20 protein-coding genes are annotated in these 23,655 nt (G+C 60.0%); 10 read left to right on the top strand and 10 right to left on the bottom strand.

All coding sequences use genetic code 11. The features are described 5' to 3' along the window. Positions 1-3 precede the first annotated feature (3 nt). Genes BLR69_RS07945 through BLR69_RS07960 form a run of 4 tightly spaced genes read right to left on the bottom strand, consistent with a single transcriptional unit; the run spans position 4 to position 3,019 of the window. Positions 4-786: an amino acid ABC transporter ATP-binding protein gene (locus BLR69_RS07945; RefSeq protein WP_071493090.1), complete on the bottom strand. Its 783-nt coding sequence runs from the start codon at positions 784-786 to the stop codon at positions 4-6. After that, positions 783-1,445, bottom strand: coding sequence for an amino acid ABC transporter permease (locus BLR69_RS07950; RefSeq protein WP_016976586.1), 663 nt, complete (start codon positions 1,443-1,445; stop codon positions 783-785). Before BLR69_RS07950 ends, BLR69_RS07945 begins: the two co-directional genes overlap by 4 nt. Before the next feature lie 11 nt (positions 1,446-1,456). Beyond that, positions 1,457-2,119: an amino acid ABC transporter permease gene (locus BLR69_RS07955; protein ID WP_025857547.1), complete on the bottom strand. Its 663-nt coding sequence runs from the start codon at positions 2,117-2,119 to the stop codon at positions 1,457-1,459. A 51-nt stretch (positions 2,120-2,170) separates the two neighbouring features. Further along, positions 2,171-3,019: a transporter substrate-binding domain-containing protein gene (locus BLR69_RS07960; RefSeq protein ID WP_071493089.1), complete on the bottom strand. Its 849-nt coding sequence runs from the start codon at positions 3,017-3,019 to the stop codon at positions 2,171-2,173. 333 nt (positions 3,020-3,352) lie between these two features. Between BLR69_RS07960 and BLR69_RS07965 the strand changes: the two genes are divergently transcribed. Next, positions 3,353-3,601, top strand: coding sequence for a hypothetical protein (locus tag BLR69_RS07965; RefSeq protein ID WP_071493088.1), 249 nt, complete (start codon positions 3,353-3,355; stop codon positions 3,599-3,601). A 65-nt stretch (positions 3,602-3,666) separates the two neighbouring features. Then, positions 3,667-4,020, top strand: coding sequence for a thioredoxin family protein (locus tag BLR69_RS07970; RefSeq protein ID WP_071493087.1), 354 nt, complete (start codon positions 3,667-3,669; stop codon positions 4,018-4,020). On the opposite strand, the gene BLR69_RS07975 is transcribed toward BLR69_RS07970, so the two are convergent. Continuing rightward, the gene (locus tag BLR69_RS07975) at positions 3,992-5,554 is read right to left on the bottom strand and encodes a TerC family protein (protein ID WP_071493086.1); all 1,563 of its coding nucleotides are present in this window, start codon (positions 5,552-5,554) and stop codon (positions 3,992-3,994) included. The genes BLR69_RS07970 and BLR69_RS07975 overlap by 29 nt on opposite strands. 478 nt (positions 5,555-6,032) lie before the next feature. On the opposite strand from BLR69_RS07975, the gene BLR69_RS07980 reads away from it, so the two are divergent. Together BLR69_RS07980 and BLR69_RS07985 are read left to right on the top strand one after the other, a co-directional pair. After that, positions 6,033-7,040, top strand: coding sequence for a substrate-binding domain-containing protein (locus BLR69_RS07980; RefSeq protein ID WP_071493085.1), 1,008 nt, complete (start codon positions 6,033-6,035; stop codon positions 7,038-7,040). Positions 7,041-7,104: 64 nt separating this feature from the next. Next, entirely contained in the window at positions 7,105-8,220 is a 1,116-nt protein-coding gene (locus tag BLR69_RS07985) for an MDR/zinc-dependent alcohol dehydrogenase-like family protein (RefSeq protein WP_071493084.1), read from the top strand. Here the strand turns inward: BLR69_RS07985 and BLR69_RS07990 are convergent. Beyond that, the gene (locus BLR69_RS07990) at positions 8,198-9,073 is read right to left on the bottom strand and encodes a LysR family transcriptional regulator (protein ID WP_071493083.1); all 876 of its coding nucleotides are present in this window, start codon (positions 9,071-9,073) and stop codon (positions 8,198-8,200) included. The two genes, BLR69_RS07985 and BLR69_RS07990, sit on opposite strands and share 23 nt — an antisense overlap. A gap of 151 nt (positions 9,074-9,224) precedes the next feature. Between BLR69_RS07990 and BLR69_RS07995 the strand changes: the two genes are divergently transcribed. Then, complete coding sequence (locus BLR69_RS07995; RefSeq protein ID WP_071493082.1) at positions 9,225-10,754, top strand: MFS transporter; 1,530 nt, start codon at positions 9,225-9,227, stop codon at positions 10,752-10,754. Between the two features lie 138 nt (positions 10,755-10,892). Here the strand turns inward: BLR69_RS07995 and sohB are convergent, their stop codons facing one another. Further along, positions 10,893-11,918: a protease SohB gene (gene sohB, locus BLR69_RS08000; protein ID WP_071493081.1), complete on the bottom strand. Its 1,026-nt coding sequence runs from the start codon at positions 11,916-11,918 to the stop codon at positions 10,893-10,895. Positions 11,919-12,113: 195 nt separating this feature from the next. On the opposite strand from sohB, the gene BLR69_RS08005 reads away from it, so the two are divergent. Together BLR69_RS08005 and BLR69_RS08010 are read left to right on the top strand one after the other, a co-directional pair. Next, positions 12,114-12,824, top strand: a complete 711-nt coding sequence (locus BLR69_RS08005) for a histidine phosphatase family protein (RefSeq protein WP_071493080.1) — start codon at positions 12,114-12,116, stop codon at positions 12,822-12,824. A 56-nt stretch (positions 12,825-12,880) separates the two neighbouring features. Then, positions 12,881-13,195, top strand: a complete 315-nt coding sequence (locus BLR69_RS08010; RefSeq protein ID WP_071493079.1) for an SCP2 sterol-binding domain-containing protein — start codon at positions 12,881-12,883, stop codon at positions 13,193-13,195. 129 nt (positions 13,196-13,324) lie between these two features. Here the strand turns inward: BLR69_RS08010 and BLR69_RS08015 are convergent, their stop codons facing one another. Both BLR69_RS08015 and BLR69_RS08020 read right to left on the bottom strand, forming a co-directional pair. Next, a complete protein-coding gene (locus tag BLR69_RS08015; protein WP_071493078.1) occupies positions 13,325-15,961 on the bottom strand; it encodes an MGH1-like glycoside hydrolase domain-containing protein in 2,637 nt (878 codons plus the stop codon). A 69-nt stretch (positions 15,962-16,030) separates the two neighbouring features. Beyond that, positions 16,031-17,440: an OprD family outer membrane porin gene (locus tag BLR69_RS08020; protein ID WP_071493077.1), complete on the bottom strand. Its 1,410-nt coding sequence runs from the start codon at positions 17,438-17,440 to the stop codon at positions 16,031-16,033. Positions 17,441-17,728: 288 nt separating this feature from the next. On the opposite strand from BLR69_RS08020, the gene hglS reads away from it, so the two are divergent. After that, positions 17,729-19,105: a 2-oxoadipate dioxygenase/decarboxylase HglS gene (gene hglS, locus BLR69_RS08025; RefSeq protein WP_071493076.1), complete on the top strand. Its 1,377-nt coding sequence runs from the start codon at positions 17,729-17,731 to the stop codon at positions 19,103-19,105. Between the two features lie 714 nt (positions 19,106-19,819). After that, complete coding sequence (locus BLR69_RS08030; protein WP_071493159.1) at positions 19,820-21,034, top strand: MFS transporter; 1,215 nt, start codon at positions 19,820-19,822, stop codon at positions 21,032-21,034. Between the two features lie 154 nt (positions 21,035-21,188). Here the strand turns inward: BLR69_RS08030 and BLR69_RS08035 are convergent, their stop codons facing one another. Further along, entirely contained in the window at positions 21,189-21,413 is a 225-nt protein-coding gene (locus BLR69_RS08035; RefSeq protein WP_071493075.1) for a DUF465 domain-containing protein, read from the bottom strand. Positions 21,414-21,588: 175 nt separating this feature from the next. On the opposite strand from BLR69_RS08035, the gene tkt reads away from it, so the two are divergent. Then, positions 21,589-23,652 (top strand): transketolase, encoded by a 2,064-nt coding sequence (gene tkt, locus BLR69_RS08040; protein WP_071493074.1) that lies wholly within the window; start codon positions 21,589-21,591, stop codon positions 23,650-23,652. Positions 23,653-23,655 lie beyond the last annotated feature (3 nt).

Here is a 23,655-nt window from a genome sequence, read left to right on the forward strand (position 1 = left end):
TGATTAAAAACGAATGTTCTTGAGAAATTCCGCCAGGCGCGGCGATTGCGGGCGTTCGAAGATGTCCTTCGAGGTGCCCTGCTCTTCAATGCGCCCTTGGTTCATAAATACGATCTTGTCCGATACCTCATAGGCAAAGCGCATTTCGTGGGTGACCAGCAACATGGTCATGCCCTCTTCCGCCAAGCCCTTGATCACACTGAGCACTTCACCCACCAGTTCCGGGTCGAGGGCCGAGGTGACTTCGTCGAACAGCATCAGGCTGGGGTTCATGGCAATCGCACGGGCAATCGCCACGCGCTGTTGCTGGCCGCCAGACAATTGGCCGGGAAAGTGGTTACGACGCTCCAAAAGTCCTACACGGTCCAACCATTTTTCCGCCAATGCTACCGCCTCGTCCTTAGGCATTTTCTTAACTTTCAATAAGCCCAGGGTCACGTTCTGCAACGCGGTCAAATGCGGGAACAGGTTGAATTGCTGGAACGCCATGCCAGTCATCGCCCGATGCTGGGCAATCACGCGCTCGGGATGACGCACGCGCTTGCCGCCGATGTCGCGGTAGCCGATGGACTCGCCGTCCAGAGTGATCTGCCCGCCCTGGAACTCTTCCAGCAGGTTGACGCAGCGCAACAGGGTGGTCTTGCCCGAGCCGCTGGAGCCGATCAGGGTCACCACGTTGCCGCGCTGCATGGACAGGTCGACGCCCTTGAGCACTTCCACCTGGCCGTACTGCTTGCGCAGGCCACTAATGTTCAGCAAGGGTGGGTTGGTTTGAGGTTGGTTCATGGCAAGGCCACCCGCTTTTCAATGTAGCGCCCGAATAACTCGATGGCGTAGTTGATGACAAAGAACATAAAACCTGCGAACAGGTAGAACTCCAGGGTCATGAAGGTGCGTGCGATCACTTGCTGGGTGCTCAACAGCAATTCGGCCACGCCGATCACCGACAGCAAGGTCGAGGCCTTGACGATTTCCGTGGAGGAATTGACCCAGGTCGGCAGGATCTGGCGCAACGCCTGGGGCAACAGCACGTAGCCCAGGGACTGGTAGAACGTCAGGCCGATGGCCTTGCCCGCTTCCAGTTGCCCACGGGGAATGGCCTGCAGCGCACCGCGCACGATCTCCGAGACGTGGGAGCCGCAGAACAGCGTCAGCCCGACCGCACCGGCCTGGAACGCGGTGATCTGCCAACCGAGCGCCGGCAGCATGTAGAAGCACGCCAATACCAGCACAAACACCGGCGTACCGCGGATCAGGTCGACGTACAGCCGGAACGGCGCCCGCATCCAGAATTTGCCGTAGGTCAGGATCAACCCGGCGACGATACCGATCAGGGTACCGAAGATAATCGCCAGCGCGGACACATAAACACTGGCTTGAAAGCCCGCCCAGAGGGTATCCCGGGCGATCCACAACTCATGCAGCCAGCTGGGGGATTCGTACATGGAAACCTTCCTTAACGACGGATCGCCAGACGCTGTTCCAGGTAACGGAGCAGCATGGCAATGAGGTAACAGGCAGCCACGTAGAGCGCGGTCGTGACCAGCCAGGTTTCAATCACCCGGTAGCTTTCGACGTTGATCTTGCGGGCGTAATAGGTCAGCTCCGGCACCGCGATGGCGGCGGCGAGCGAGGTGTCCTTGAACAGCGAAATGAAGTTGTTCGACAGCGCGGGCAGCACATTGCGCAGCATCACCGGCACGGTGATGTAGGCGCGGATACGCCACTCACCCAGGCCGATGGCCAGCCCGGCTTCACGCAAGCCCTTGGGAATATTCAGCAGCCCGGCGCGGAACACTTCGGTGAGATAAGCCCCGGCGTACAACGACAAGGTGATGATGAACGACGGGATCTTGTCCAGGCGGATGCCCAGGCTGGGCAAGGCGAAGTAGATCAACAGGATCAACACCAGGATCGGCGTATTGCGGATCACCGTCACATACACCGAGGCCAGCACGCGCAACGCCTTGTGTTTCGACAGCATGGCAAAGGCCATCATCAGGCCGATCACGCAGCCAATCGCGATCGACAGCAGCGCCAGCTCGAGGCCCAGGCCGAGCCCCGCCAGCAAGCTGGGGAAGTCGCGCCACACGGCGGCAAAGTTCAACTGATAGTTCATGGTCAGCAGTACCTGATTGGGGCGCCGTCAGCGACGCCCCAGGTTTTCGATTTACTTGAACTCAACCGGGAAGCCGATCGCAGGTTCCGGCAGGTCCACGCCGAACCATTGCTTGAACGAGGCCTTGTAGGTCGGGAACTCCACGCCGGTCATGGCTTCATGCAGCGCGGTGTTGACGAAGTTCAGCCAGTCCTGGTCGCCACGCTTGACGGCGCACGCGTAGGTTTGCGGGCTCCAGGCGTAAGCCGGGCTGCGGTAGCGGCCTGGGTTCTGCACCATCAGGTACTTGACCGAGGACTGGTCGGTGGCCGCAGCATCGGCGCGACCGGAGTTCACCGCCTGGTACATCAGGTCGACGCTGTCGTACTGGTCGACCTTGGCCTTGGGCAGCGCCTGGTGCACCAGTTCTTCGGCGTAGACGTTTTGCAGCACGGCCACGGTGACGCTGTCGCCGGCGGCCTGCAGGTCTTCGATTTCCTTGTACTTGCTGTTGTTCGGCAGCAGCAGGCCCACGCCTTCGCGGTAGTACGGCAGGGTGAAGGCCACCTGCTGCGCGCGGCTGGCGGTGACGGTGATGAACTGGCAACTCATGTCGACCTTGTCGGTCAGCAGGTTGGGAATCCGCGCATCAGAAGACTGCACCACGAACTCGACCTTGCTCGGGTCGTTGAACAAGCCTTTGGCCACGATGCGGCCGATGTCGATATCAAACCCCTGCAACTTGCCATCCGCTCCCTGGAAGTGCCACGGCGCATTGGTACTGCCTGTACCCACGATCAGATGCCCACGCTTGAGCACATCATCGAGCTTGCTGTCCGCCGCCTGCACTACGCTTGCGAGGGAAGCCGATGCGGCGAAGAGAAAAACACACGCTTTGAACACGGAAGGTCGGTGATGCATGACAAGCACTCCAGGAGTTGTGTATTCCGCTATACCGGAACTTAGTATGTAACAACGGAATAGACAGCAGAAAGTGTGCCACACGCGGCAACAGAAAAACACGACATGAATAAATCTGTTTTAGATCAATCAGATAAAAGATGATTGGTAACAAGGCGTTAAGCCAGCACTTGAAATCACTTTGCTACCCAAAGCCCCACATAGCGGTGACAGGCCCCACTTGCGTGCGCCAAACAGGCGTTACCGCGCACCGTTGCAGTGCACTTGCGGCATGGAAAAATCCCCACGCTGGGCTAGCCTTGGCACATTCATTCCGACAAGGACTCCACCCTGATGACGTTACGCCTCACCCTGGTTTTGCTGTCCTTTCTGGTGGCCGGCAATGCTTCGGCCAGCAACGACCGCCGCGAATGCAAGGCAGAGCTGCGCAAGCTCAACGAAGCCTTGAGCACCAATTACACCAGCCAGAACCACCACGGCTACCGCCAGGCGAAGGCCTCAAGGGACAATCTGGAATACAAGAAATGCGCGAGCCAGGCGCGCAAAGCCCGCGAACGCTTGGAGCGTGACAAGGACCTGTGAAGGTTGACAGTAGACCCGAACGATTTCCCGCCTTAGCTTGAGCCATGCCTGGAGGGGAAATTCCGATGAACTATGTGAATGCGGTGATTGCAGACAAGGCTGCGTTTGAACGCGAACTGGAGACGACCCAGCCCGTCTTCGTGGTGTTCATATCACATCACTGCGCGGCGTGCAGGGACGCAATGCCACCCTTCATGCGCATCAGCGAGCGCTACAAGAACCACGTCAAAATCTTGATCCTCGATTGTGCCGAAACCCCACGCCATCCGAGTGTCGACCGCATCCCGATGCTGTTGATTTACCACAACCACGTACTGCTCGAGACCCTTCCCGGCCTGGGCGAGCAAGCGCTGGAACGAGCCTTCGAGCAGTACTCCCGACTACCAGCGGTTACATCTGGGGTAAAGGCATCAGGCTGACCTGCGTCACCCGGCGGTCCTCCACCGCCGCCACCGTCAGGCGCCAACCCTCATGCTCCAGGCTATCGCCCACCACTGGCAAGCGGTCGAGCAGACTCATGACCAAGCCGGCCAGGGTCTGGTAGTCCTCGGTCACCGTCGCCTTGAAACCGGTGCGCTGGCGAACCAGGCTGAGGTTCAAGGCGCCATTGGCGCGGAAGCCATCACCCTCCTCGACGATATCCGGCCCTTCGATTTCGCTGGCATCCGGCAATTCACCGGCGATGGATTCGAGGATGTCAGTCATGCTCAACACGCCCATGAAATCCCCGAATTCGTTGATCACAAACGCAATGTGAGTGGACTCCTGGCGCATCTGCTCCAGCGCATTGAGGATCGAAAAACTCTCGAGCAAATTGATCGCCCGACGCGCCAGGTGCTCCAGGTTCGGCTCGTTGCCGGCCAGGTATTCCTTGAGCAATTCCTTCTTGTGCACGAAGCCGAGCGGCTCATCGACGGCACCGTTGCGGATCAACGGCAGTCGCGAGTAGGACGAATGCATCAGTTTCAGGCGGATACTCTCGGGATCATCCGCCAGATCGATGCAGTCGACCTTGGCCCGTGGCGTCATCAGCGTGCGGATCGGCCGCTCGGCCAGTTGCAGCACACCACTGATCATCACGCGCTCACGTCGATCAAACAGTGGGCCTTGGGTGGCATCCGGCTCGCCGAGCAGGTCGGCAACCTCTTCACCCACCTCTTCCACCGCCAGGCTGCGACCGCCGAGCAAACGCATCACCGCATGGGCGGTACGCTCGCGCACCGGCAACACGCCTTGCGCCGACTTCTTGCGGCGTGAACGGGCGATCTGATTGAACACTTCGATCAGGATCGAGAAGCCGATGGCGGCGTACAGGTAGCCCTTGGGAATATGGAAACCCAGGCCTTCGGCAGTCAGGGCGAAACCGATCATCATCAGGAAGCCCAGGCACAGCATGATCACCGTCGGGTGCGCGTTGACGAAGCGCGTCAACGGCTTGCTCGCCACGATCATCAGGCCGATGGACACGATCACCGCGATCATCATCACCGCCAGTTCGTCCACCATGCCCACGGCGGTAATCACCGCATCCAGGGAGAACACCGCGTCGAGCACCACGATCTGCGCCACGATCGGCCAGAACATCGCATAGGCCACATTGCCCGTGCGCTGGGCCACATGCCCTTCGAGGCGCTCATGCAACTCCATGGTGGCCTTGAACAACAGGAACACACCACCAAACAGCATGATCAGGTCACGGCCGGAGAAGCTCTTGTCGAACACCTCGAACAACGGCTGGGTAAGGGTCACCAACCAGGAAATACTCGCCAACAGGCCCAGGCGCATCAGCAACGCCAGGGACAGGCCGATCAAGCGCGCACGGTCACGCTGCTCCGGCGGCAGCTTGTCCGCCAGGATCGCGATAAACACCAGGTTGTCGATGCCCAGCACCAGTTCCAGCACAATCAAGGTCAACAGGCCGAGCCAGGCCGTTGGATCCGCTAACCATTCCATTTATAGAGTCTCTTCAGTCGGTTTTCAGAATGCCGGACACGGCAAGGCGCGGTCAGGGGACCGGTACGGGGTTGGCAGTCGGAATACGGGGTGCTTCAACGGGAACAGCGGCAGCGGATGTCTTGGGGAAAGACGACTGGGAGGCTCCGAGAGGGTGTTCATGCAAATCCTGCAATGACAAAAGGACTTGAATCGTACAATCGAAAGGGAAAATCCCCACACTCCAAAACTATTACAAGATCTGTAAAACCTTTCACACCAACTCGATCATTTGATCATCTACTGAAATTATTATCACGACAAATACATCAAAACCCATGCCAGAGAACGACATAAACAGCCTATAAACCCATAATCCACCCTATTTTCCAGTTTTTCGTAAAAGCATTTGACTGATCAGAATTTCATTTGATAAACATATGATCAGCACAAGGCAATGAATGAACGACTGACTACAACAATAAATGGGGTGCTCATCATGAAAATTGCTACGACCTTCGCCGCCGTTGCGGCCCTCTCCCTCCTCGCCAGCAGCATCGCCCTGGCCGCCGACGGCAAGACCTACAAGGTCGGCGCCGCGGTCTACGGCCTCAAGGGCCAATTCATGCAGAACTGGGTACGCGAGCTCAAGGAGCACCCCGCCGTTAAAGACGGCACCGTGCAATTGACCGTATTCGATGGCAACTACGACGCGCTGACCCAGAACAACCAGATCGAAAACATGGTGACCCAGCATTACGACGCCATCCTCTTCGTGCCCATCGACACCAAGGCCGGCGTTGGCACCGTGAAGCAGGCCATGAGTAACGACGTGGTGGTCATCGCCTCCAATACGAAAGTTGCCGATGCCGCCGTCCCCTACGTGGGTAACGACGATGTGGAGGGCGGCCGCCTGCAGGCCCAGGCCATGGTCGACAAACTCAACGACAAGGGCAATGTGGTGATCATCCAGGGCCCCATTGGCCAGTCGGCACAGATCGACCGGGAAAAAGGCGAGCTGGAAGTGCTGGGCAAGCACCCGGACATCAAGATCATCGAGAAAAAGACCGCCAACTGGGACCGCGCCCAGGCCATGGCGCTGACCGAAGACTGGCTGAACGCCCACCCCAAAGGCATCAACGGCGTCATCGCGCAGAACGACGACATGGCCCTCGGCGCGGTACAGGCCCTGAAATCCCACGGCCTGACGTCCAAGGATGTGCCGGTCACCTCCATCGACGGCATGCCGGATGCCATCCAGGCTGCCAAGAAAGACGAAGTCACCACCTTCCTGCAGGACGCCCAGGCCCAGTCCCAGGGTGCGCTGGACGTGGCCCTGCGCGCCCTGGCCGGCAGCGACTACAAGCCCCGCTCGGTGATCTGGGAGCGCTATGCCAAGGACCTGAAATGGGCTGACGGCACCGCCAAGAACTACATCCTGCCCTGGGTGCCGGTGACCAACGCCAACGCTGATGCGCTGTACAAGCAGGTCAGCGGCGCCAAGTAAGCCGTAGCCGGTTGATCGCTCCCCGCATGGGAGCGATCCGTTCATTTTTGTTGTGAGGCCTGCCATGTCCACCGTTACCGAACGCCCGCAAGAACAACTGCATCCCGTCATCCCCAAAACCATGCAGGCCGTGGTCTGCCATGGCCCGGAAGACTATCGGCTGGAAACCGTCGACGTGCCCACCCCCGGCCCCGAGGAAGTCCTCACCAAGGTAGAGTTGTGCGGGATCTGCATGGGCGACATCAAGACCTATCGCGGCGCGCCGTCGTTCTGGGGCGATGCCGAGCAGCCACGCTATGTGAAACCGCCAATGATTCCCGGCCATGAGTTCGTGTGCCGCGTGGTCGCCCTGGGGCCTGGCGCGGAAAAGCGCGGTGTGAAGATCGGCGACCGGGTCATTTCCGAACAGATCGTGCCGTGCTGGGGCTGCCGCTTCTGCAACCACGGCCAGTACTGGATGTGCCAGAAACACGACCTGTACGGCTTTCAGAACAACGTGCAGGGCGCCATGGCCCAGTACATGATCTTCACCAAGGAAGGCATCATCCATAAGGTCCCGGATTCCATCGCCCCGGATGAAGCGATCCTGATCGAACCCCTGGCCTGCTCGCTGCACGCCGCCGAACGCGCCAATGTGGACTTTGATGACGTGGTGGTGGTCGCTGGTGCCGGCACCCTGGGCCTGGGCATCATCGGCGCGGTGCGCATGCGCAACCCGAAGAAACTCATCGTGCTGGACATGAAACCGGAACGCGCCGCCCTCGCCCTGCGCATGGGCGCCGACGAAGTGTGGAACCCGGCCGAAGTCGACGTGCTGGCGAAGATCCGCGACATCACCGATGGCTACGGCTGCGACATCTACATCGAAGCCACCGGGCATCACAAGGCGGTGAACCAGGGCCTGGCGATGCTGCGCAAGCTGGGGCGGTTCGTCGAGTTCAGCGTGTTCAATGACGAGGCCACGGTGGACTGGTCGATCATCGGCGACCGCAAGGAACTGGATGTGCTCGGCTCGCACCTGGGGCCCTATATGTACCCACGCGCCATCGACTTTATCGGCAACCGCAAGATCGACATGCGCGACGTGGTCACCCACAAGTTCGCCCTGGCGGACTTCAAGGAAGCGTTTGCAGTGATGGAGCGCGGCGACAAGTCCCTCAAGGTTGTGCTTGAGCCCTGACCTGCTGGATGTACCGCACTACTGCCGGCGCTTTTTCGAAGCGCCGGTAAATCAACGATAACCAGGACGACGCCTCGCTGCCCTGGATAGGGCGGTACACCACCCCCGGCAAGCTCACATGCCCCACCACCGACGCCGGCACCACCGCCACGCCCTGCCCCAATGACACCAGTGCGACGACCGCCACCAACCCACCCGGCTGCGGCCCCAGGCGCGGCGCAAAACCACCTTGGGCCGCCACATGCAGCGTGCCACTGATCTGCTCCGGCAATATGAAGGTCTCGTTTTGCAGATGCTCGCAGTGGATTACCTTCAAACCCAACAGCCACGAATCCTGCGGCAGCGCCAGCACAAAACCTTCACTGTCCAGGCGCATGGCCTCCACACCGTCCGGCAAGGTCATCGGCGAACGGATATAGCCGATGTCGTAGCGCCCGTCCGCAACGGCGCCCGGCAGTGTGGCCATGGCGCATTCGCGCACGTTCACGCTGACATCGGGAAACGCCTGGCAGAACTCCTGCATCTGCCGTTGCAACACCCCGGAATACACGGCGGAAGCCACGTAGCCCAGTTCAAGATGGCCGATCTCACCGCGCCCGGCACGCTGGGCATTGCGCTGGGCAAACTCGAACTGACGCAACGTCGCCTCCGCTTCGATCAGCAGCGCGGCGCCAGCCTCGGTCAGGCTGACTTCGCGCTGCTGGCGGACAAACAGGCGGGTGCCCAGGCTGGTTTCCATGTCCTGGATCTGTCGGCTCAAGGTGGGGGGTGCAATACCCAGTTGCTCAGCGGCGCGGGTGAAGTTGCGCTGACGGGCAACGGCCAGGAAATAGCGAAAATGACGGATTTCCATTTCTGCATTAGCTCAAAGGTAATGAAATGAGTCGGCCGGGCTAATAAAGGCGCTGGGCAGCGCGGATATGCTGAGGCAAACCAGAACAGTAGAGAGCCCTTGCGATGTCCGTCAACTGCATTCCGCTTATTGCCTTTGAGGTAATTCAACCATGAGCCGGGTCAGACCACGCCTGACCTTGCTGACCGCCTCCGGCGTCTGCTCGCTGATCGTACTCGACACCAATATCGTCGCCGTGACCCTGCCGAGCATCGCCCGCGACCTGGGGGCGAACTTCGCCGATATCGAATGGGTGGTCAGCGCCTACATGCTGGCGTTTGCCGCGTTATTGCTACCGGCCGGGAGCATTGCCGACCGGTTCGGGCGCAAGAAAACCCTGATCTGGGGGCTGAGTATTTTCATCCTGGCGTCATTGGGTTGCGGGGCCGCGCCCACCGCGCTGCTCCTCGATATCGCCCGCGCGGTCAAAGGCGTGGGCGCGGCGCTGTTGCTCACGTCCGCCCTCGCCTCCATCGGCCATACCTTCCACGACGAGGTGGAGCGCGCCAAGGCCTGGGCCTTCTGGGGCGCGTGCATGGGCGTGGCGATGACTGCCGCACCGACCTTGGGCGGCCTGATCACCCAGTACCTGGGCTGGCGCTGGATCTTCTACCTCAACCTGCCGGTGGGCCTGGCACTGATGAGCCTGGTCCTGCGCGCCATCCCGGAATCCCGCGACACCCAATCCGCAAGGCTCGATCCCTGGGGTAGCCTGGCGTTCAGCGCCAGCCTGCTGTGCCTGATCTGGGGGCTTATCGAAGCCAATCGCATCGGCTGGGACAACCCGTTGACCTACGCCCGCTTGATCGGCGGCTTGGTCTTGCTGGGCGTATTTGTCCTCGTCGAACGGGTGCAACGGCGGCCCATGGTCGACCTGCAACTGTTCCGCCACCCACGCTTTATCGGTGCGCTGCTGGGGATGTTCGCCTATGCCGGCTGTGCCCAGGTGATGATGACGTTGTTGCCGTTTTACCTGCAGAACGGCCTGGGGTTTTCCGCGATTGCCTCGGGCCTGGGCATGCTGCCGTTTGCGCTGACCATGCTGATCTGTCCGCGCATCGGCGCACGCCTGGCCGCACGCTTTGCACCCGCGACGATGATGGCCGCCGGGTTGACGCTGGTGGGCAGCGGCAACCTCTTGAGTGCCTGGGCAGTGAACGCCGGCGGCTACCTGCCCTTCGCCCTGGCGATTGCCGTTACGGGCGCCGGTGCTGGCTTGCTCAATGGCGATACGCAGAAAAACATCATGGCCTGCGTGCCACGGGACCGCGCGGGGATGGCGTCGGGCATGAGCACGACCATGCGCTTCAGCGCGATCATGTTGGCGATTGGGGTGTATGGGGCATTGTTGAGCAGTCATAGCGAGCAGCTGTTGAGCGCCAGCATCGGCGCGCAATGGCAGGCACAGGTCAACGGGATTGCTTCACGCGTGGTGGCCGGGGATATGCCGGCGGCGATGGGCTTGTTGCCGGAGTCGGCACGGGCGGTGATACAGCCGCTGGCACGGCAGGCGTTTGTGGGTGGGTTCAGCGGGGTGTTATGGGTGGCGGGGTTGTTGGGGTTGCTTGGAGCGTTGGTGGTGGGGATGTTGATGAGGAAACCAATACCCACAGTTCAGCAGCCCTCATTGCTGACTCGATAATCCATACACAACGCAAACCAATGTGGGAGCGGGCTTGCCCGCGAAAGCGGTATATCAGTCGCACATGTATCGACTGAACCACCGCTTTAGCGAGCAAGCCCGCTCCCACAAGGGATCAGCGCCATTTTCCGAACAGAGTTACCAGAACCGCTGCTGGGTCAACCGGCTCCACCAGGTCAACAGCACCCGGTCTACCGAACCGCTGGCCGCCAGGCCCACCCGCTCCTGCAGGCTCTTGCGCTCGGCATAGTGCAGGTGGAACACCTCGGCGGTCTTGGCCTTGGTGGCCAGGTATTCGTCGCTGGTTTGCAGCTCATCGACCAGTTGCTTGTCGAGGGCTGCAACACCCAGCCACACTTCTCCGGTGGCGACGTCATCGATTGCCAACTGCGGGCGATAACGCGACACGAAGTTCTTGAACAACTGGTGAGTGATGTCCAGGTCTTCCTGGAACTTCTCGCGGCCCTTCTCGGTGTTTTCGCCAAACACGGTGAGCGTGCGCTTGTACTCGCCGGCGGTCAGCACTTCGAAGTCGATGTCGTGCTTTTTCAGCAGGCGGTTGACGTTAGGCAACTGCGCCACCACCCCAATGGAGCCGAGGATGGCGAACGGCGCGCTGATGATCTTCTCGCCGATGCACGCCATCATGTAGCCGCCGCTGGCCGCGACCTTGTCGATGCACACGGTCAACGGCACACCCGCCTGGCGGATACGCGCCAGTTGCGACGAGGCCAGGCCGTAGCTGTGGACCATGCCGCCGCCGCTTTCGAGGCGCAGCACCACTTCGTCCTTCGGGGTAGCCAGGCTCAGCAATGCAGTGATTTCGTGGCGCAGGCTTTCGGTGGCCGAGGCCTTGATGTCACCGTCGAAGTCCAGCACGAACACCCGCGGCTTGGCCTCGGCCTTCTGCTTGCCCTTCTTCTTTTCGACCTTGCCTTCGGACTTGCGCAAGGCCTTGAGCTGGTCCTTGTCTAGCAGGGTCGACTCCAGGCGCTCACGCAGGCCTTTGTAGAAATCGTTGAGCTTGCTGACCTGCAATTGGCCGGCGGATTTGCGGCGCCCTTTACTGCGCAGCGCCGCGAAGCTGATCAATACCACCAGAATAGCGACCACCAGGGTGACGGTCTTCGCCAGAAAGCTCGCATATTCAGCCAAAAAATCCATGTTGCTCCTTACAAGTGCAGTGCGCCGGGCGCGGATTGCCCCAGCATACCGGCGGCACCGCGTTCGGGCCAGTGATCAAACCGCCAGCAACGACAGGCTCCAACGAGCTTTTAAAACAAGCGTATGTTTTTTCATTGACAGCTCGCAGGCATCCTCATAACCTCGCCAGACTTTCAACGTACCGGGAAAACGGACGTGGGCAGCATCTATCTGATTCGACATGGCCAGGCCTCCTTTGGTGCAGACGACTATGACGTGCTGTCGTCCGTCGGCGTGGAGCAGGCGCAAGTGCTCGGTCGCCACCTGGCGGACATGGGCCTGGTGTTCGACCGCTGCGTGGCCGGCGACCTGCGCCGCCAGCAGCACACCGCCACCGCCGCCTTCGATCAGTACCACGCCCTCGGCCTGCCGGTACCAGCGCTGGAAACCGACAGTGCGTTCAACGAATTCGATGCCGACGCGATCATCCGCGCCCTGCTCCCCGACCTGCTCACCACCGAACCCGAAGCCCTGGAGATCCTGCGCAATGCCGCGCAGAACCGCAGCGAGTTCCAGCGCATCTTCGCCTTGATCATCGAGCGCTGGCTGGCCGGCACCTATGACCCTCCGGGGCTCGAAAGCTGGCTGGGCTTCGTGGAACGTGTGCAAGGCGGCCTGCAACGCATCCTTGAAGCGGCGGACAACACGCAGAAAATCGCGGTGTTCACCTCCGGCGGCACCATCACCGCCCTGCTCCACCTGATCACCCGGATGCCCGCCGCGCAGGCGTTCGAACTGAACTGGCAAATTGTTAACACCTCGCTCAACCAGCTGAAATTCCGCGGGCGCGAGGTGGCACTGGCTTCCTTCAACAGCCATACCCACTTGCAACTGTTGAAGGCGCCGCAGCTCATCACGTTCCGATGAACTGCGGCCAACCGTGACCCCAAGGTCACTGGACTCTACCCTAAAGGATCGAAACCATGACTGACGTAGCCAAAGCTGTAGAAGCAATGAAAGCCAAATTCAACCCAGCCGCCGCTGACGGCCTGGACCTGGTGTTCGGTTTCCGCATCGACGACACCCAGAACTTCTCGCTGGTAGTGAAAAACAACACCTGCGAACTGCTGGAAGGCGAAAACCCGGACGCCCAGGTCACCCTGGTGATGGACGCAGAAACCATGAAAGGCATCGTCAGCGGCGAGACCGACGGCATGCAGGCCTTCATGGGCGGCAAGCTGCGCACCGAAGGCGACATGATGCTGGCCATGAAGCTGAGCGAGCTGTTCCCTTCCTGATTCACGGGCAACCCTGAATCCCTGTGGGAGCGGGCTTGCTCGCGAATGCGGTGTATCAGTGCCAGGTGCATTGACGGACACTCCGCTTTCGCGAGCAAGCCCGCTCCCACATTTTTTCTGCGGCGCTACTTAGATTTTTGGTTGCAGCAACAACGCCACCAACGCACTCCACCCGGTTTGATGCGAAGCCCCCAGCCCCCGCCCGGTCTCGCCATGAAAGTACTCATGGAACAGCACCAACTCACGGCTCTGCGGGTCCGCCTCCAACTGCGCATACCCCACCATCGACGGCCGCGAGCCGTTTTCATCCCTCAGGAACAACCGCGTCAGCCGCTGGCTCAGGCTGTCAGCCACTTCCTCCAGGGACGCCAGATAACCGCTGCCCGCCGAGTACTCCACCGAGAAGTTGTCCGCGTAATAACGGTGAAATTCGCGCAGCGACTCGATCAACATGTAGTTCACCGGCATCCACAACGGCCCGCGCCAGTTGGAGTTGCCGCCGTACAGCCGCGAGTCGGATTCACCCGGCTGGTAGCTCGCACTGAGGGTGTTGCCATTCATCTTCAACGCCAGCGGTTGCTCGGCGAATGCCTTGGACAAGGAGCGCACGCCAAACGTCGACAAGAACTCATGCTCATCGAGCATGCGCCGCAGCAGGTCCTTGGTCCGCTCGCCGCGCAGCAGCGCCAGCAACAGGCGATTGCCCTGCCCCGGTTCGTTCCAGCGTGAAACCAGCTTGGCCAGGTCCGGCCGATGTTTCATGAACCCCAGCAGGCGCTCGCGCAAGCCCTCCAGGCCTTCATGTTCGTGCTGCTCCAGCACCAGCACGGCAAACAGCGGCATCAGGCCAACCATCGAGCGCAGGCGTACCGGCTCGTTCTGGCCGTCGGGACGGTGCAGTACGTCGTAGAAGAACAGGTCCTGCTCATCCCACAGGCCTTCGGCGCTGTCGTCGACACGGTTGATGGCGCCAGCGATATACAGGAAGTGCTCAAAAAACTTCACCGCGATATCGACATACACCGCATTGCGCTTGGCCAACTCCAAGCCGATCCGCATCAGATCCAGCGCATAGGCGGCGACCCACGCCGTGCCGTCCGCCTGATCCAGCTGATACCCCGGCGGCAGTGCGGCGGAGCGGTCGAACAAGGCGATATTGTCCAGCCCCAGGAACCCCCCCTGGAACAGGTTGCGCCCCTCGGCGTCCTTGCGGTTGACCCACCAGGAAAAATTCAGCAGCAGCTTGTGGAAAATCCGCTCGAGGAAATCCATATCGCCTACGCCGTTGAGCGCCTTGTCCTGCTGATACACCCGCCAACTGGCCCAGGCATGCACCGGCGGGTTTGCATCGTCGAAACGCCATTCGTAGGCCGGCAATTGGCCGTTGGGGTGCATGAAGCGGTCCTTCACCAGCAGCAACAGCTGTTGCTTGGCATACCCCGGATCGATCAGCGCCATGGCCACCGCCTGGAAGCCCTGGTCCCACGAGGCATACCACGGGTATTCCCACGTGTCGGGCATCGAGAGGATGTCGAAGTTGGACAGGTGGCGCCAATGGGTATTGCGGATATGCAGGCGCTCGGGCGGCGGCGCGGGTTGTGCGGGGTCGCCGTCGAGCCATTGGTTGACGTCGAAATAGTACAGCTGCTTGGACCACAGCAACCCGGCCAGCGCCTGGCGTTGCACATTGCGCGCATCGTCGTCGGTCATGCCGTGTTGCAGGGCGGCGTAGAAGTCATCCGCTTCCTGGCGGCGTTGTTCGAACAGCTTGCGCGCGTTGACCTGTGGCGCGTCGACAGGAGCAAAGCGCAGGTAGAGACTTTTGCTTTCCAGGCCGGCCAGTTCGAGGATGAAACGCGCCGCGACTTTGGTGCCGCTGTCATGGCGAATCGCGGATTGAACGCCCTCGACCACGAAATCGTTGATCCCGTCCTTGAACGGCCCCGGTGCAGGCTGCCCATCCAGCCTGGGGTAGTTGGTTTCATTCTCGCAGAACAGCCACTCCAGCCCGTCCTGGCCCCAGGCGCTGAGATGACGGTCCGGCAGTTCCGGATGGCGTGCCAGCACCTGCGCCCCGTCCAACACCAACTGCGGCTTGGTCGCGTCAAAGGTCCAGCTCCAGTCATTGCGCGCCCACAGTTGCGGCAATACCTGCAAGCGGGTGGGTTGGTCTGAACGGTTGTGCACGGTGACGCGCATGAAGATATCGTCGGGCTGGTGCTTGGCGTACTCGACGCTGACATCGCAGTAGCGGTTGTCTTCGAACACGCCGGTGTCGAGGATCTCATACTCGGCATCGGCCAGACCACGGCGGGCGTTTTCGCTGATCAGGTCGGCGTAGGGAAAGGGAGCATGGGGGTATTTGTAGAGCATGCGCATGTAGGCATGGCTCGGTACGCCGTCGACGAAAAAGTACAGTTCCTTGACGTCTTCACCGTGGTTGCCCTCGGCGTTGTTGAGGCCGAACAGGCGCTCCTTGAGGATCGCGTCACGCTCGTTCCACAGGGCCAGGCCCAGGCACCAGCGTTGCGCCTTGTCGCTGAAACCGGCCAGGCCATCCTCGCCCCAGCGGTAGGCGCGGCTGCGTGCATGTTCATGGGGGAAGTAGGCCCAGGCGTCGCCGTCGGCGCTGTAGTCTTCGCGCACGGTGCCCCATTGGCGTTCGCTCAGATAGGGGCCCCACTCGCGCCAACGTTCGGCATCCTGCTGCGCCAGGCGCTGGCCTTCGGTTGTATCAAGCATTCGGGTGTCGGGTGTGGCCGTCATCGGGTCCTCCATCGCCTACCAGGTGAGAGGCAGTGTAGAGCCCAATGACGCCCGGGTGCACATGAAGACTTAGAAGATGGCGTAGGTGTAGTTGAAGATCAGGCGGGTCTGGTCCTGGTCGGCAGTACCGGTGTTCTTGCCGTGATAGGTGCCGGTACGGAACGTGGTACCGAAGCCTTTCAGGGGACCTGCCTGCACCACGTAGTCCAGGCGGAAGTCAGCTTCGTTCTCTTTCTGGTCCGGGCCACCGGCGACCTTCGACTTGATGTCCGAACCGTCCAGGTAGGCCACGGACGCCTTCAGGCCAGGCACATAGGCCTTGAAGTCATAGGTGTACTGGCCAAAGTTGACCTGCTCGCCGGCACGGGAGAACTGGCCGACCACGGCGTCGGTGAACAGGTAGAAGTCGCTGCCGCCAGCGCCTTGGGCGTGCGGGTCGGCGAGGCTGCCCTGGTTGACCCAGACGAAACCGCCGTCGTCACCCACGCCAATGTGGCCGAGCATCAAGCTGCTGCCGCCCAGTTGGTAGGTGAAGGCCGCACTGTAGGTTTTGTTGTCGACTTCGCCGGCGTGTTTGGCGTAGCCACCGTTGTTGTTGAACTGGTAGCCGCTCTCGCCGTTCTTGCCATCGCTGCGGCTGTCGAAGTAGCGCAGGTCGGTCTTGAACGACTGGTCATTGCCCAGCGGCAGGGTGTGGACCAGGCCAACGTAGTTCTGTTTGTAGAAGTCTTGCAGTTGGGCGTAGTAGTACTGCAACGTCAGGTTTTTCGCGATCACGTTGTCGGAAGACCCAAACGGTTTGTAGTCCACCCCGCCGAACTTGAAGCTGTCGCTGTCACGAGTACCACCGGCCACGCTCAGGCCTGTGGAGTTGCTGGAGGCACGGCCTTCGACGCGGTTCAGCTCACCACCGGTGAAGGTGACGTTGGGAATGTCGTTGGAGGTCAGGATGCCGCCATCAAAGGTCTGCGGTGCTACGCGGCTGTCGTTGGACACCAGGATCGGCAGGACCGGTGCCAGTCCGCCACCGACGTGCAACTCGGTCTGGGAAATCCGGAACTTCACGTTACCGGCGGCGCGCCCGAAGGAATCGGCCGGCTCAGTGCCGTTGTTCTTGGTCGGGAAGAAGCTATTGCCGTTACCCGCCAGGCCCGCGCCCGCCGTGTGGCCGTCGCCACCGTCCAGGCGCAGGGCGCCGAAGGCCATGACATCGAAGCCCAGGCCAACGGTGCCTTGGGTGAAACCGGATTTGTAGTCAAACCGCAGCGCTGTGGCGGTTTCGCGCAGATCGTTGTTGGTCCCCGAGCGGTTGTCCGCGCTGTAGTACATGGTCCGTGAGCTGACGGACGCATGGCTGTCTTCAAGGAAGCCGCTGTGCCCGTTGCCGGTGCCCAGCGAGCCGAGCCCGAAATCATCGGCGTAAGCCTGTTGTGCAAGAACGGCGGCGGTGATCGACAACGCCAGTGTAGAAATTTTCATTAACGACGGCCCCTAAACATATTTTTATGTGTGCGATGTGCGTAACGGCGTTTTCATCCTTGCAACGTGACGATTCTTTCACGCCGGCCGGGGCGGACTTCGTGAAGAATTAGTTAGGAAAATCGCCCGAAAATGAAATTTCACGCGGGCTGATTTTTGTCATCTTCACGTCATCTCATTCATTTGCAGAATGAAGTCCTGAGGAATCTTCGTTTGCAAGGTGGCCTTGCGCTCAACAAAATCCAGCAAAAGGCCACCATCCTCGCCCCCGCCATCAGGAATTTTTCTATGCACAGCACCGCACAGGTCAGCCCCGACGAGATCCGCAAGGGCTTTTCCAAGGCCATGTCCGACATGTACCGAGATGAAGTTCCGTTGTATGGCGCGCTGATGGAGCTGGTGGCCGAGACCAATGCCCACGTGCTCGACACCCAACCGCAGCTGGCGCAACAGCTGCAACGTACCGGTGAAATCCAGCGCCTGGACATGGAACGCCACGGCGCGATCCGCCTGGGCACCGCCACCGAGCTGGCCACCATCCGCCGCCTGTTCGCGGTGATGGGCATGCAGCCGGTGGGCTACTACGACCTGACCCCGGCCGGCGTGCCCGTGCACTCCACCGCGTTTCGCGCGGTGCATGAACAGGCGCTGCAGACCAGCCCGTTTCGCGTGTTCACCTCATTGCTGCGCCTGGAGCTGATCGAAAACCCCGACCTGCGCGCCTTCGCCGAGACGGCCCTGGCCAAGCGCTCGATCTTCACCCCCGGCGCCCTGGCGCTGATTGAACAAGCCGAAAAAGATGGCGGCCTCAACGCCCAGGATGCCGACGAGTTCATCCGCCAGGCCCTGGAAACCTTCCGCTGGCATCACACCGCCACCGTCACCGGCGCGCAGTACCAGCAACTGAGCGACCAGCACCGCCTGATCGCCGACGTGGTCGCCTTCAAAGGGCCGCACATCAACCACCTGACCCCGCGCACCCTGGACATCGACCAGGTCCAGGCCGCCATGCCCGGCAAAGGCATCACGCCCAAGGCCGTGATCGAAGGCCCACCGCGCCGCCACTGCCCGATCCTGCTGCGCCAGACCAGCTTCAAGGCCCTGGATGAACCCATCGCCTTCACCGACACCCAAGGCAGCCACAGCGCACGCTTCGGTGAAATCGAACAACGCGGCGTGGCGTTGACGCCCAAAGGCCGCGCACTCTACGACCAACTGCTGAACGCCGCCCGCGACGCACTCGGCGCCTTCCCCAACGAGGGCAACGCTGCGCGCTATGTCGAATTGATGGAGGAACACTTCCAGGCCTTCCCGGACAACCACGCCCAGATGCGCGACCAGGGCCTGGCCTACTACCGCTACTTCCCCACCGAGCAAGGCCTGGCGGCACGCGGCAGCGCCGATCAACCGCGCACCCTGGAGGCACTGATCGCCGCTGGCCACATCGACGTGGAACCATTGGTGTATGAAGATTTTCTGCCGGTAAGCGCGGCGGGGATTTTCCAGTCGAACCTGGGGGACGCGGCGCAGAGTCACTACGCAGCCAACTCGAACCAGGCCGAGTTCGAACAGGCACTGGGCCGGCGGACGATTGATGAATTGAAACTGTATGGCGAGACGCAGCAGCGCTCCATCAATGAATGCACCCAGGCGCTGCTGGCATAAACTGAAGTGCCCACCCGGCTCACCAGCGCAATCCTTGCGCTGCAACAGTCCCCAGAGCCGGGTGGGCGGTGGGCATCATAGGCAGTGAGTGGGATGATGTCTTTCAGTCAATTCTGAAAAAATGTGAAAGGGGCGAACCTCCCTGTTCACTGCGCAATAAAACAACGATGCTGCAGCAGGTTCCCCTGCGTGCGGCAGCTATGACCAAGCCTTCATTTTTCTATCTATTGGCGGCGTCCAGCGGAGAATCCCGTATTCCCAGGCAGCCGTACTCCAATGCGTTTTTGCCCCTCACATCGCTTGTGATTGCCGTGTGCGTGTACAAGCAACCGATCTTGATGAATGTGTTGCCCTGCACTCATTCGTCGTGAGCGTGCTGATAGTACTCCTGATCTATGAACTGGCGACTCAAAAAACATAATAGTTACAAGGTAACGCGCATGTGCTCTAAACCTCCAGACATAAGCCCCACTGCGTTTATCATGCGTGCAATGCAAAAACACACCACAAAGAACAACCCACATTAAACCCAACAGAAAAATACTACACGCATTTAGGAAGTCCTACATTTGCACAATGCTGGCAACATAGCTTTTACTGAGTGCCATTCAGGAACGATCAGCCTCTTTCCCGCCCCCAAACAGACATTCAACAAGCATGCTTAAATCTATCAAAAACAAGAACGACAACTTATATTACGCTTTGTCTGTCTTCATGAATCTGGACGTCCAGAGAAGCTTATTTGTACTTTACCTACTGCAACTCGGCATCACCCAGGGAGAGGTAGGCATTCTACAGTCGTTCTTGTTTTTTTCTTCAGTCGCGCTGGAAATCCCCTCTGGTTTACTCGCAGATCGATATGGTCGCAAGTGCACGCTTATCATCAGCTTTTTAGGCTTGTGTATAAGTGGAATTGGATTTTTGCTATTTTCGTCTTTTATTCCCTTCGCAATCATATTCTGCCTATTCGGTGCCAGCATTGCCATGGGGTCTGGTTCAGACAGAGCATTGCTGTATGACAACTTACTGGCAGAACATCGGGCTGATGAGTATCCTAAAATATTGTCACGCGCCCGTGCTATTGGTGCGATATCGCTGAGTTTGTCCATGCTTCTTGGCGGTGTCATACAAGACACCTTGTCTTGGAACGGAGTCTATATTTTTTTTGCGGCATCAAAACTCATCGGCGCGATCATTGTAGTATTCAACTCCGAAATCAAGCTTCCACCTATTTCACTAAACCCCAACAACGTAAATGAATTAAATACGACAACCGCAGAGGGAAGCTTTACTTCACTCATCAAATTCTTCAGCTCCAACAGAGGTGCTTTTCTGATACCTCTTTTTGTTGGATATGCTCTATTTGAACTCTCAACCATTCCTCTTTTCATCTACGGCCAGCCATTCTTCTCCCAGCAGGGTCTAGAAATACCTGTTATTGCCGGCATTTATGCCGCCATTGAAATCATATCGGCTGCCATGTTTATGGTTGCAGGATATATTTGCTCCAGATTCACGCTTGGGGTGATAGCCGTCACTACCACCCTCATTGTCACCGCACTGCTCTTCACCCTATCTTTGAATACCGGAACACTCTCTTCAGTCGCAGTATTTATTTTAATCATGTCACTCCCCGCCATCTATGAAACTGCCTACGAGACCTACATCAATGAAAACATAGAGTCACGCATTCGAGCCTCCTGCCTCTCCGTCGCCAATCTAGTCAATTCGATCATCATCGGTATCTCCTACACTGTCTTCGGCGGGCTGCTGGATAGATATGGTTTCTCGTCGACGTTGATTGTTGTTGCAGGGGTCTGTTTTATGGGGATCTTTTTTGCAAGTACTACCTTACTGATAAGTGGGCAACAACGTCGTAAAAAGAGCAAAAAGCTTGAATCAATCCGGTTTACTGAAGATGCGCCGTGACAGGCCTAGAGCCGGGTGGATAAATATGTCCATAACCCTGTAGGAGCAAGCTTGCTCGCGAAGAACCCGAGAACGCCGCGTCCACTCAGGACACTGACGTCATCGTTGACATTTTTCGCGAGCAAGCTCGCTCCTACAGGGGGCTCGGTTGTGATCAGCCCAACTTCGCCACAATCTCGTCTTTGATCAACAAGCGTTTCTTCTTCAGCTTCTCCACCTCCTCGTCGCTGGCACTTGCCGACTCCGCCTTCAGCACCTCTTTGTCAGCGTCGTCGTACTGCGTGAGCAGCGAGTCCAGGCGTTTGTCGCTCGCCCTGCGTTCGTGAACGACTTCCTTGCTCAACCCCAAGTCCTGATACAGGTCGTGTTTCACTGGCATGGCGTACCTCCGCATGTTGATCAATGGCTTACGCCCTAGACGCTAGACCATTGCAAGGGGTCTTGTCATGCGCGGGGTCAATACAGCCCCGTTCGTCGCGGCGCGGGCGTTTGGATCAAACCTTTGCGGCGCCCTGCCCTCCACTCTAGATAGCCACCCGAGGGAGAACGGTTTCATGACGCACGCTGCCACCGCTGTCGACACCCAATGCATCAACACCCTCCGCACCCTGGCCATGGATGCCGTGCAAAAGGCCAATTCCGGCCATCCGGGTACGCCCATGGGCCTGGCGCCGGTGGGTTATACGCTGTGGAGTCGCTTCCTGCGTTACCACCCGCAACATCCCGACTGGCCCAACCGTGACCGCTTTGTGCTGTCGGTGGGGCACGCGTCGATGCTGCTGTATTCGCTGTTGCACCTGGCCGGTGTGGTGGAGATTGATGCCGATGGCAAGCGTACCGGCCAGGCCGCCGTCAGCCTGGACGATATCCAGCAGTTTCGCCAAGCGGGCTCCAAAACCCCCGGCCACCCCGAATACCGTATGACCACTGGGGTGGAGACCACCACCGGCCCGCTGGGTCAGGGTTGCGCCAACAGCGTCGGCATGGCGATGGCCGAGCGTTGGCTGGCCAAGCGCTTCAACCGCGAAGAAAAAACCCTGTTCGACTACAACGTCTACACCCTGTGCGGCGACGGCGACATGATGGAGGGCATCAGCAGCGAAGCGGCGTCGATGGCCGGGCATCTGCAGCTGTCGAACCTGTGCTGGATCTACGACAACAACACCATCAGCATCGAGGGGCACACCGAGCTGGCGTTCAGCGAGGACGTGATCAAGCGCTTCCAGGCCTACGGCTGGCACACCTTGCACGTGACCGACGCCAACGATTTGCAGGCCCTGAGCACGGCGCTGGAAACCTTCCAGAGCAACACCGGTGCGCCGACCCTGATTGTGGTCGACAGCGTGATCGGCTACGGCTCGCCGCACAAGCACAACACCGCTGCCGCCCATGGCGAGCCACTGGGCGATGAAGAAATCCGCTTGACCAAGGCGGCCTACGGCTGGCCGCAGGATTCGAGTTTCCTGGTGCCCGACGAAGCCCGCAATGTGTTGCGCGATGCACTGCTGGAACGCAGCCAACCCTTGTACGACGCCTGGAACCAGCACCTGTCGCAGCTTGAGCAATACGAACCGGAACGGGCTGACGAACTGCGCCGGATGCGTGCCGGGGAAATGCCCGAGCATTGGCAGGACGATTTGCCCGACTTCAACCCCGACGCCAAAGGCGTGGCCAGCCGCGCCGCCGGAGGTGAAGTGCTGAATGCGTTTGCCCGGCAAATCCCCTGGCTGCTGGGCGGCTCGGCCGACCTGTCGCCGTCGACCAAGACTAACCTCACCTTTGACGGTGCCGGGCGTTTCAGTGCCGAGGACTACAGCGGGCGCAACCTGCACTTCGGCATTCGGGAACATGCCATGGGCGCCATCGCCAATGGCATGGCATTGTCCTACCTGCGGCCGTACACCTCGACCTTCCTGGTGTTCAGCGACTACATGAAGCCACCGATCCGCCTGGCGGCAATCATGGAACTGCCGGTGGTGTTCGTGTTTACCCACGACTCGATTGGCGTGGGTGAAGATGGGCCAACGCACCAGCCGATCGAGCATCTGACCCAGTTGCGCGCAACGCCGGGCCTGCTGACCTTGCGCCCCGGTGACGCGAATGAAACCCGCGAACTGTGGAAGGTGGCACTGGCACAGACTCATCGGCCGAGCTGCGTGGTGCTGTCGCGCCAACCGCTGCCGACGCTGGATCGTACGCGGTACGCGCCGGCATCCGGGGCCGCCAGGGGCGCTTACGTGCTGGCGGGTGCGGATGCGCCCCAGGTGATTCTGCTGGCGACAGGCAGCGAAGTCAGCCTGGCGGTGGCGGCGTATGAGCAGTTGGAAAACGAAGGGATTGCCGCGCAGGTGGTGTCCATGCCCAGCTGGGAGTTGTTTGAGGACCAGGACCAGGCCTACCGCGATAGCGTGTTGCCGCCGGCGGTGAAGGCCAGGGTCGTGGTGGAACAGGCGGGTCCCCTTGGCTGGGACCGGTATGTGGGACAAACCGGGGCCAAGGTGGTGATGAACAGCTTTGGCGCCTCGGCGCCGCTGGCACAGTTGCAGGAGAGGTTCGGGTTTACCGTGGAGAATATGGTGAAGCAGGCGAAAGCGCAGATCCAACTGACTCAACAGTGATCG

Source organism: Pseudomonas azotoformans, from assembly GCF_900103345.1.
Lineage (GTDB): Bacteria > Pseudomonadota > Gammaproteobacteria > Pseudomonadales > Pseudomonadaceae > Aquipseudomonas > Aquipseudomonas azotoformans.

Excerpts from the sequence above, each read along its gene's own strand:
- BLR69_RS07945 (WP_071493090.1), bottom strand. The coding sequence starts at position 786 with ATGAACCAACCTCAAACCAACCCACCCTTGCTGAACATTAGTGGCCTG.
- BLR69_RS07950 (WP_016976586.1), bottom strand. The coding sequence starts at position 1,445 with ATGTACGAATCCCCCAGCTGGCTGCATGAGTTGTGGATCGCCCGGGAT.
- BLR69_RS07955 (WP_025857547.1), bottom strand. The coding sequence starts at position 2,119 with ATGAACTATCAGTTGAACTTTGCCGCCGTGTGGCGCGACTTCCCCAGC.
- BLR69_RS07960 (WP_071493089.1), bottom strand. The coding sequence starts at position 3,019 with ATGCATCACCGACCTTCCGTGTTCAAAGCGTGTGTTTTTCTCTTCGCC.
- BLR69_RS07965 (WP_071493088.1), top strand. The coding sequence starts at position 3,353 with ATGACGTTACGCCTCACCCTGGTTTTGCTGTCCTTTCTGGTGGCCGGC.
- BLR69_RS07970 (WP_071493087.1), top strand. The coding sequence starts at position 3,667 with ATGAACTATGTGAATGCGGTGATTGCAGACAAGGCTGCGTTTGAACGC.
- BLR69_RS07975 (WP_071493086.1), bottom strand. The coding sequence starts at position 5,554 with ATGGAATGGTTAGCGGATCCAACGGCCTGGCTCGGCCTGTTGACCTTG.
- BLR69_RS07980 (WP_071493085.1), top strand. The coding sequence starts at position 6,033 with ATGAAAATTGCTACGACCTTCGCCGCCGTTGCGGCCCTCTCCCTCCTC.
- BLR69_RS07985 (WP_071493084.1), top strand. The coding sequence starts at position 7,105 with ATGTCCACCGTTACCGAACGCCCGCAAGAACAACTGCATCCCGTCATC.
- BLR69_RS07990 (WP_071493083.1), bottom strand. The coding sequence starts at position 9,073 with ATGGAAATCCGTCATTTTCGCTATTTCCTGGCCGTTGCCCGTCAGCGC.
- BLR69_RS07995 (WP_071493082.1), top strand. The coding sequence starts at position 9,225 with ATGAGCCGGGTCAGACCACGCCTGACCTTGCTGACCGCCTCCGGCGTC.
- sohB (WP_071493081.1), bottom strand. The coding sequence starts at position 11,918 with ATGGATTTTTTGGCTGAATATGCGAGCTTTCTGGCGAAGACCGTCACC.
- BLR69_RS08010 (WP_071493079.1), top strand. The coding sequence starts at position 12,881 with ATGACTGACGTAGCCAAAGCTGTAGAAGCAATGAAAGCCAAATTCAAC.
- BLR69_RS08015 (WP_071493078.1), bottom strand. The coding sequence starts at position 15,961 with ATGACGGCCACACCCGACACCCGAATGCTTGATACAACCGAAGGCCAG.
- BLR69_RS08020 (WP_071493077.1), bottom strand. The coding sequence starts at position 17,440 with ATGAAAATTTCTACACTGGCGTTGTCGATCACCGCCGCCGTTCTTGCA.
- hglS (WP_071493076.1), top strand. The coding sequence starts at position 17,729 with ATGCACAGCACCGCACAGGTCAGCCCCGACGAGATCCGCAAGGGCTTT.
- BLR69_RS08030 (WP_071493159.1), top strand. The coding sequence starts at position 19,820 with ATGAATCTGGACGTCCAGAGAAGCTTATTTGTACTTTACCTACTGCAA.
- BLR69_RS08035 (WP_071493075.1), bottom strand. The coding sequence starts at position 21,413 with ATGCCAGTGAAACACGACCTGTATCAGGACTTGGGGTTGAGCAAGGAA.
- tkt (WP_071493074.1), top strand. The coding sequence starts at position 21,589 with ATGACGCACGCTGCCACCGCTGTCGACACCCAATGCATCAACACCCTC.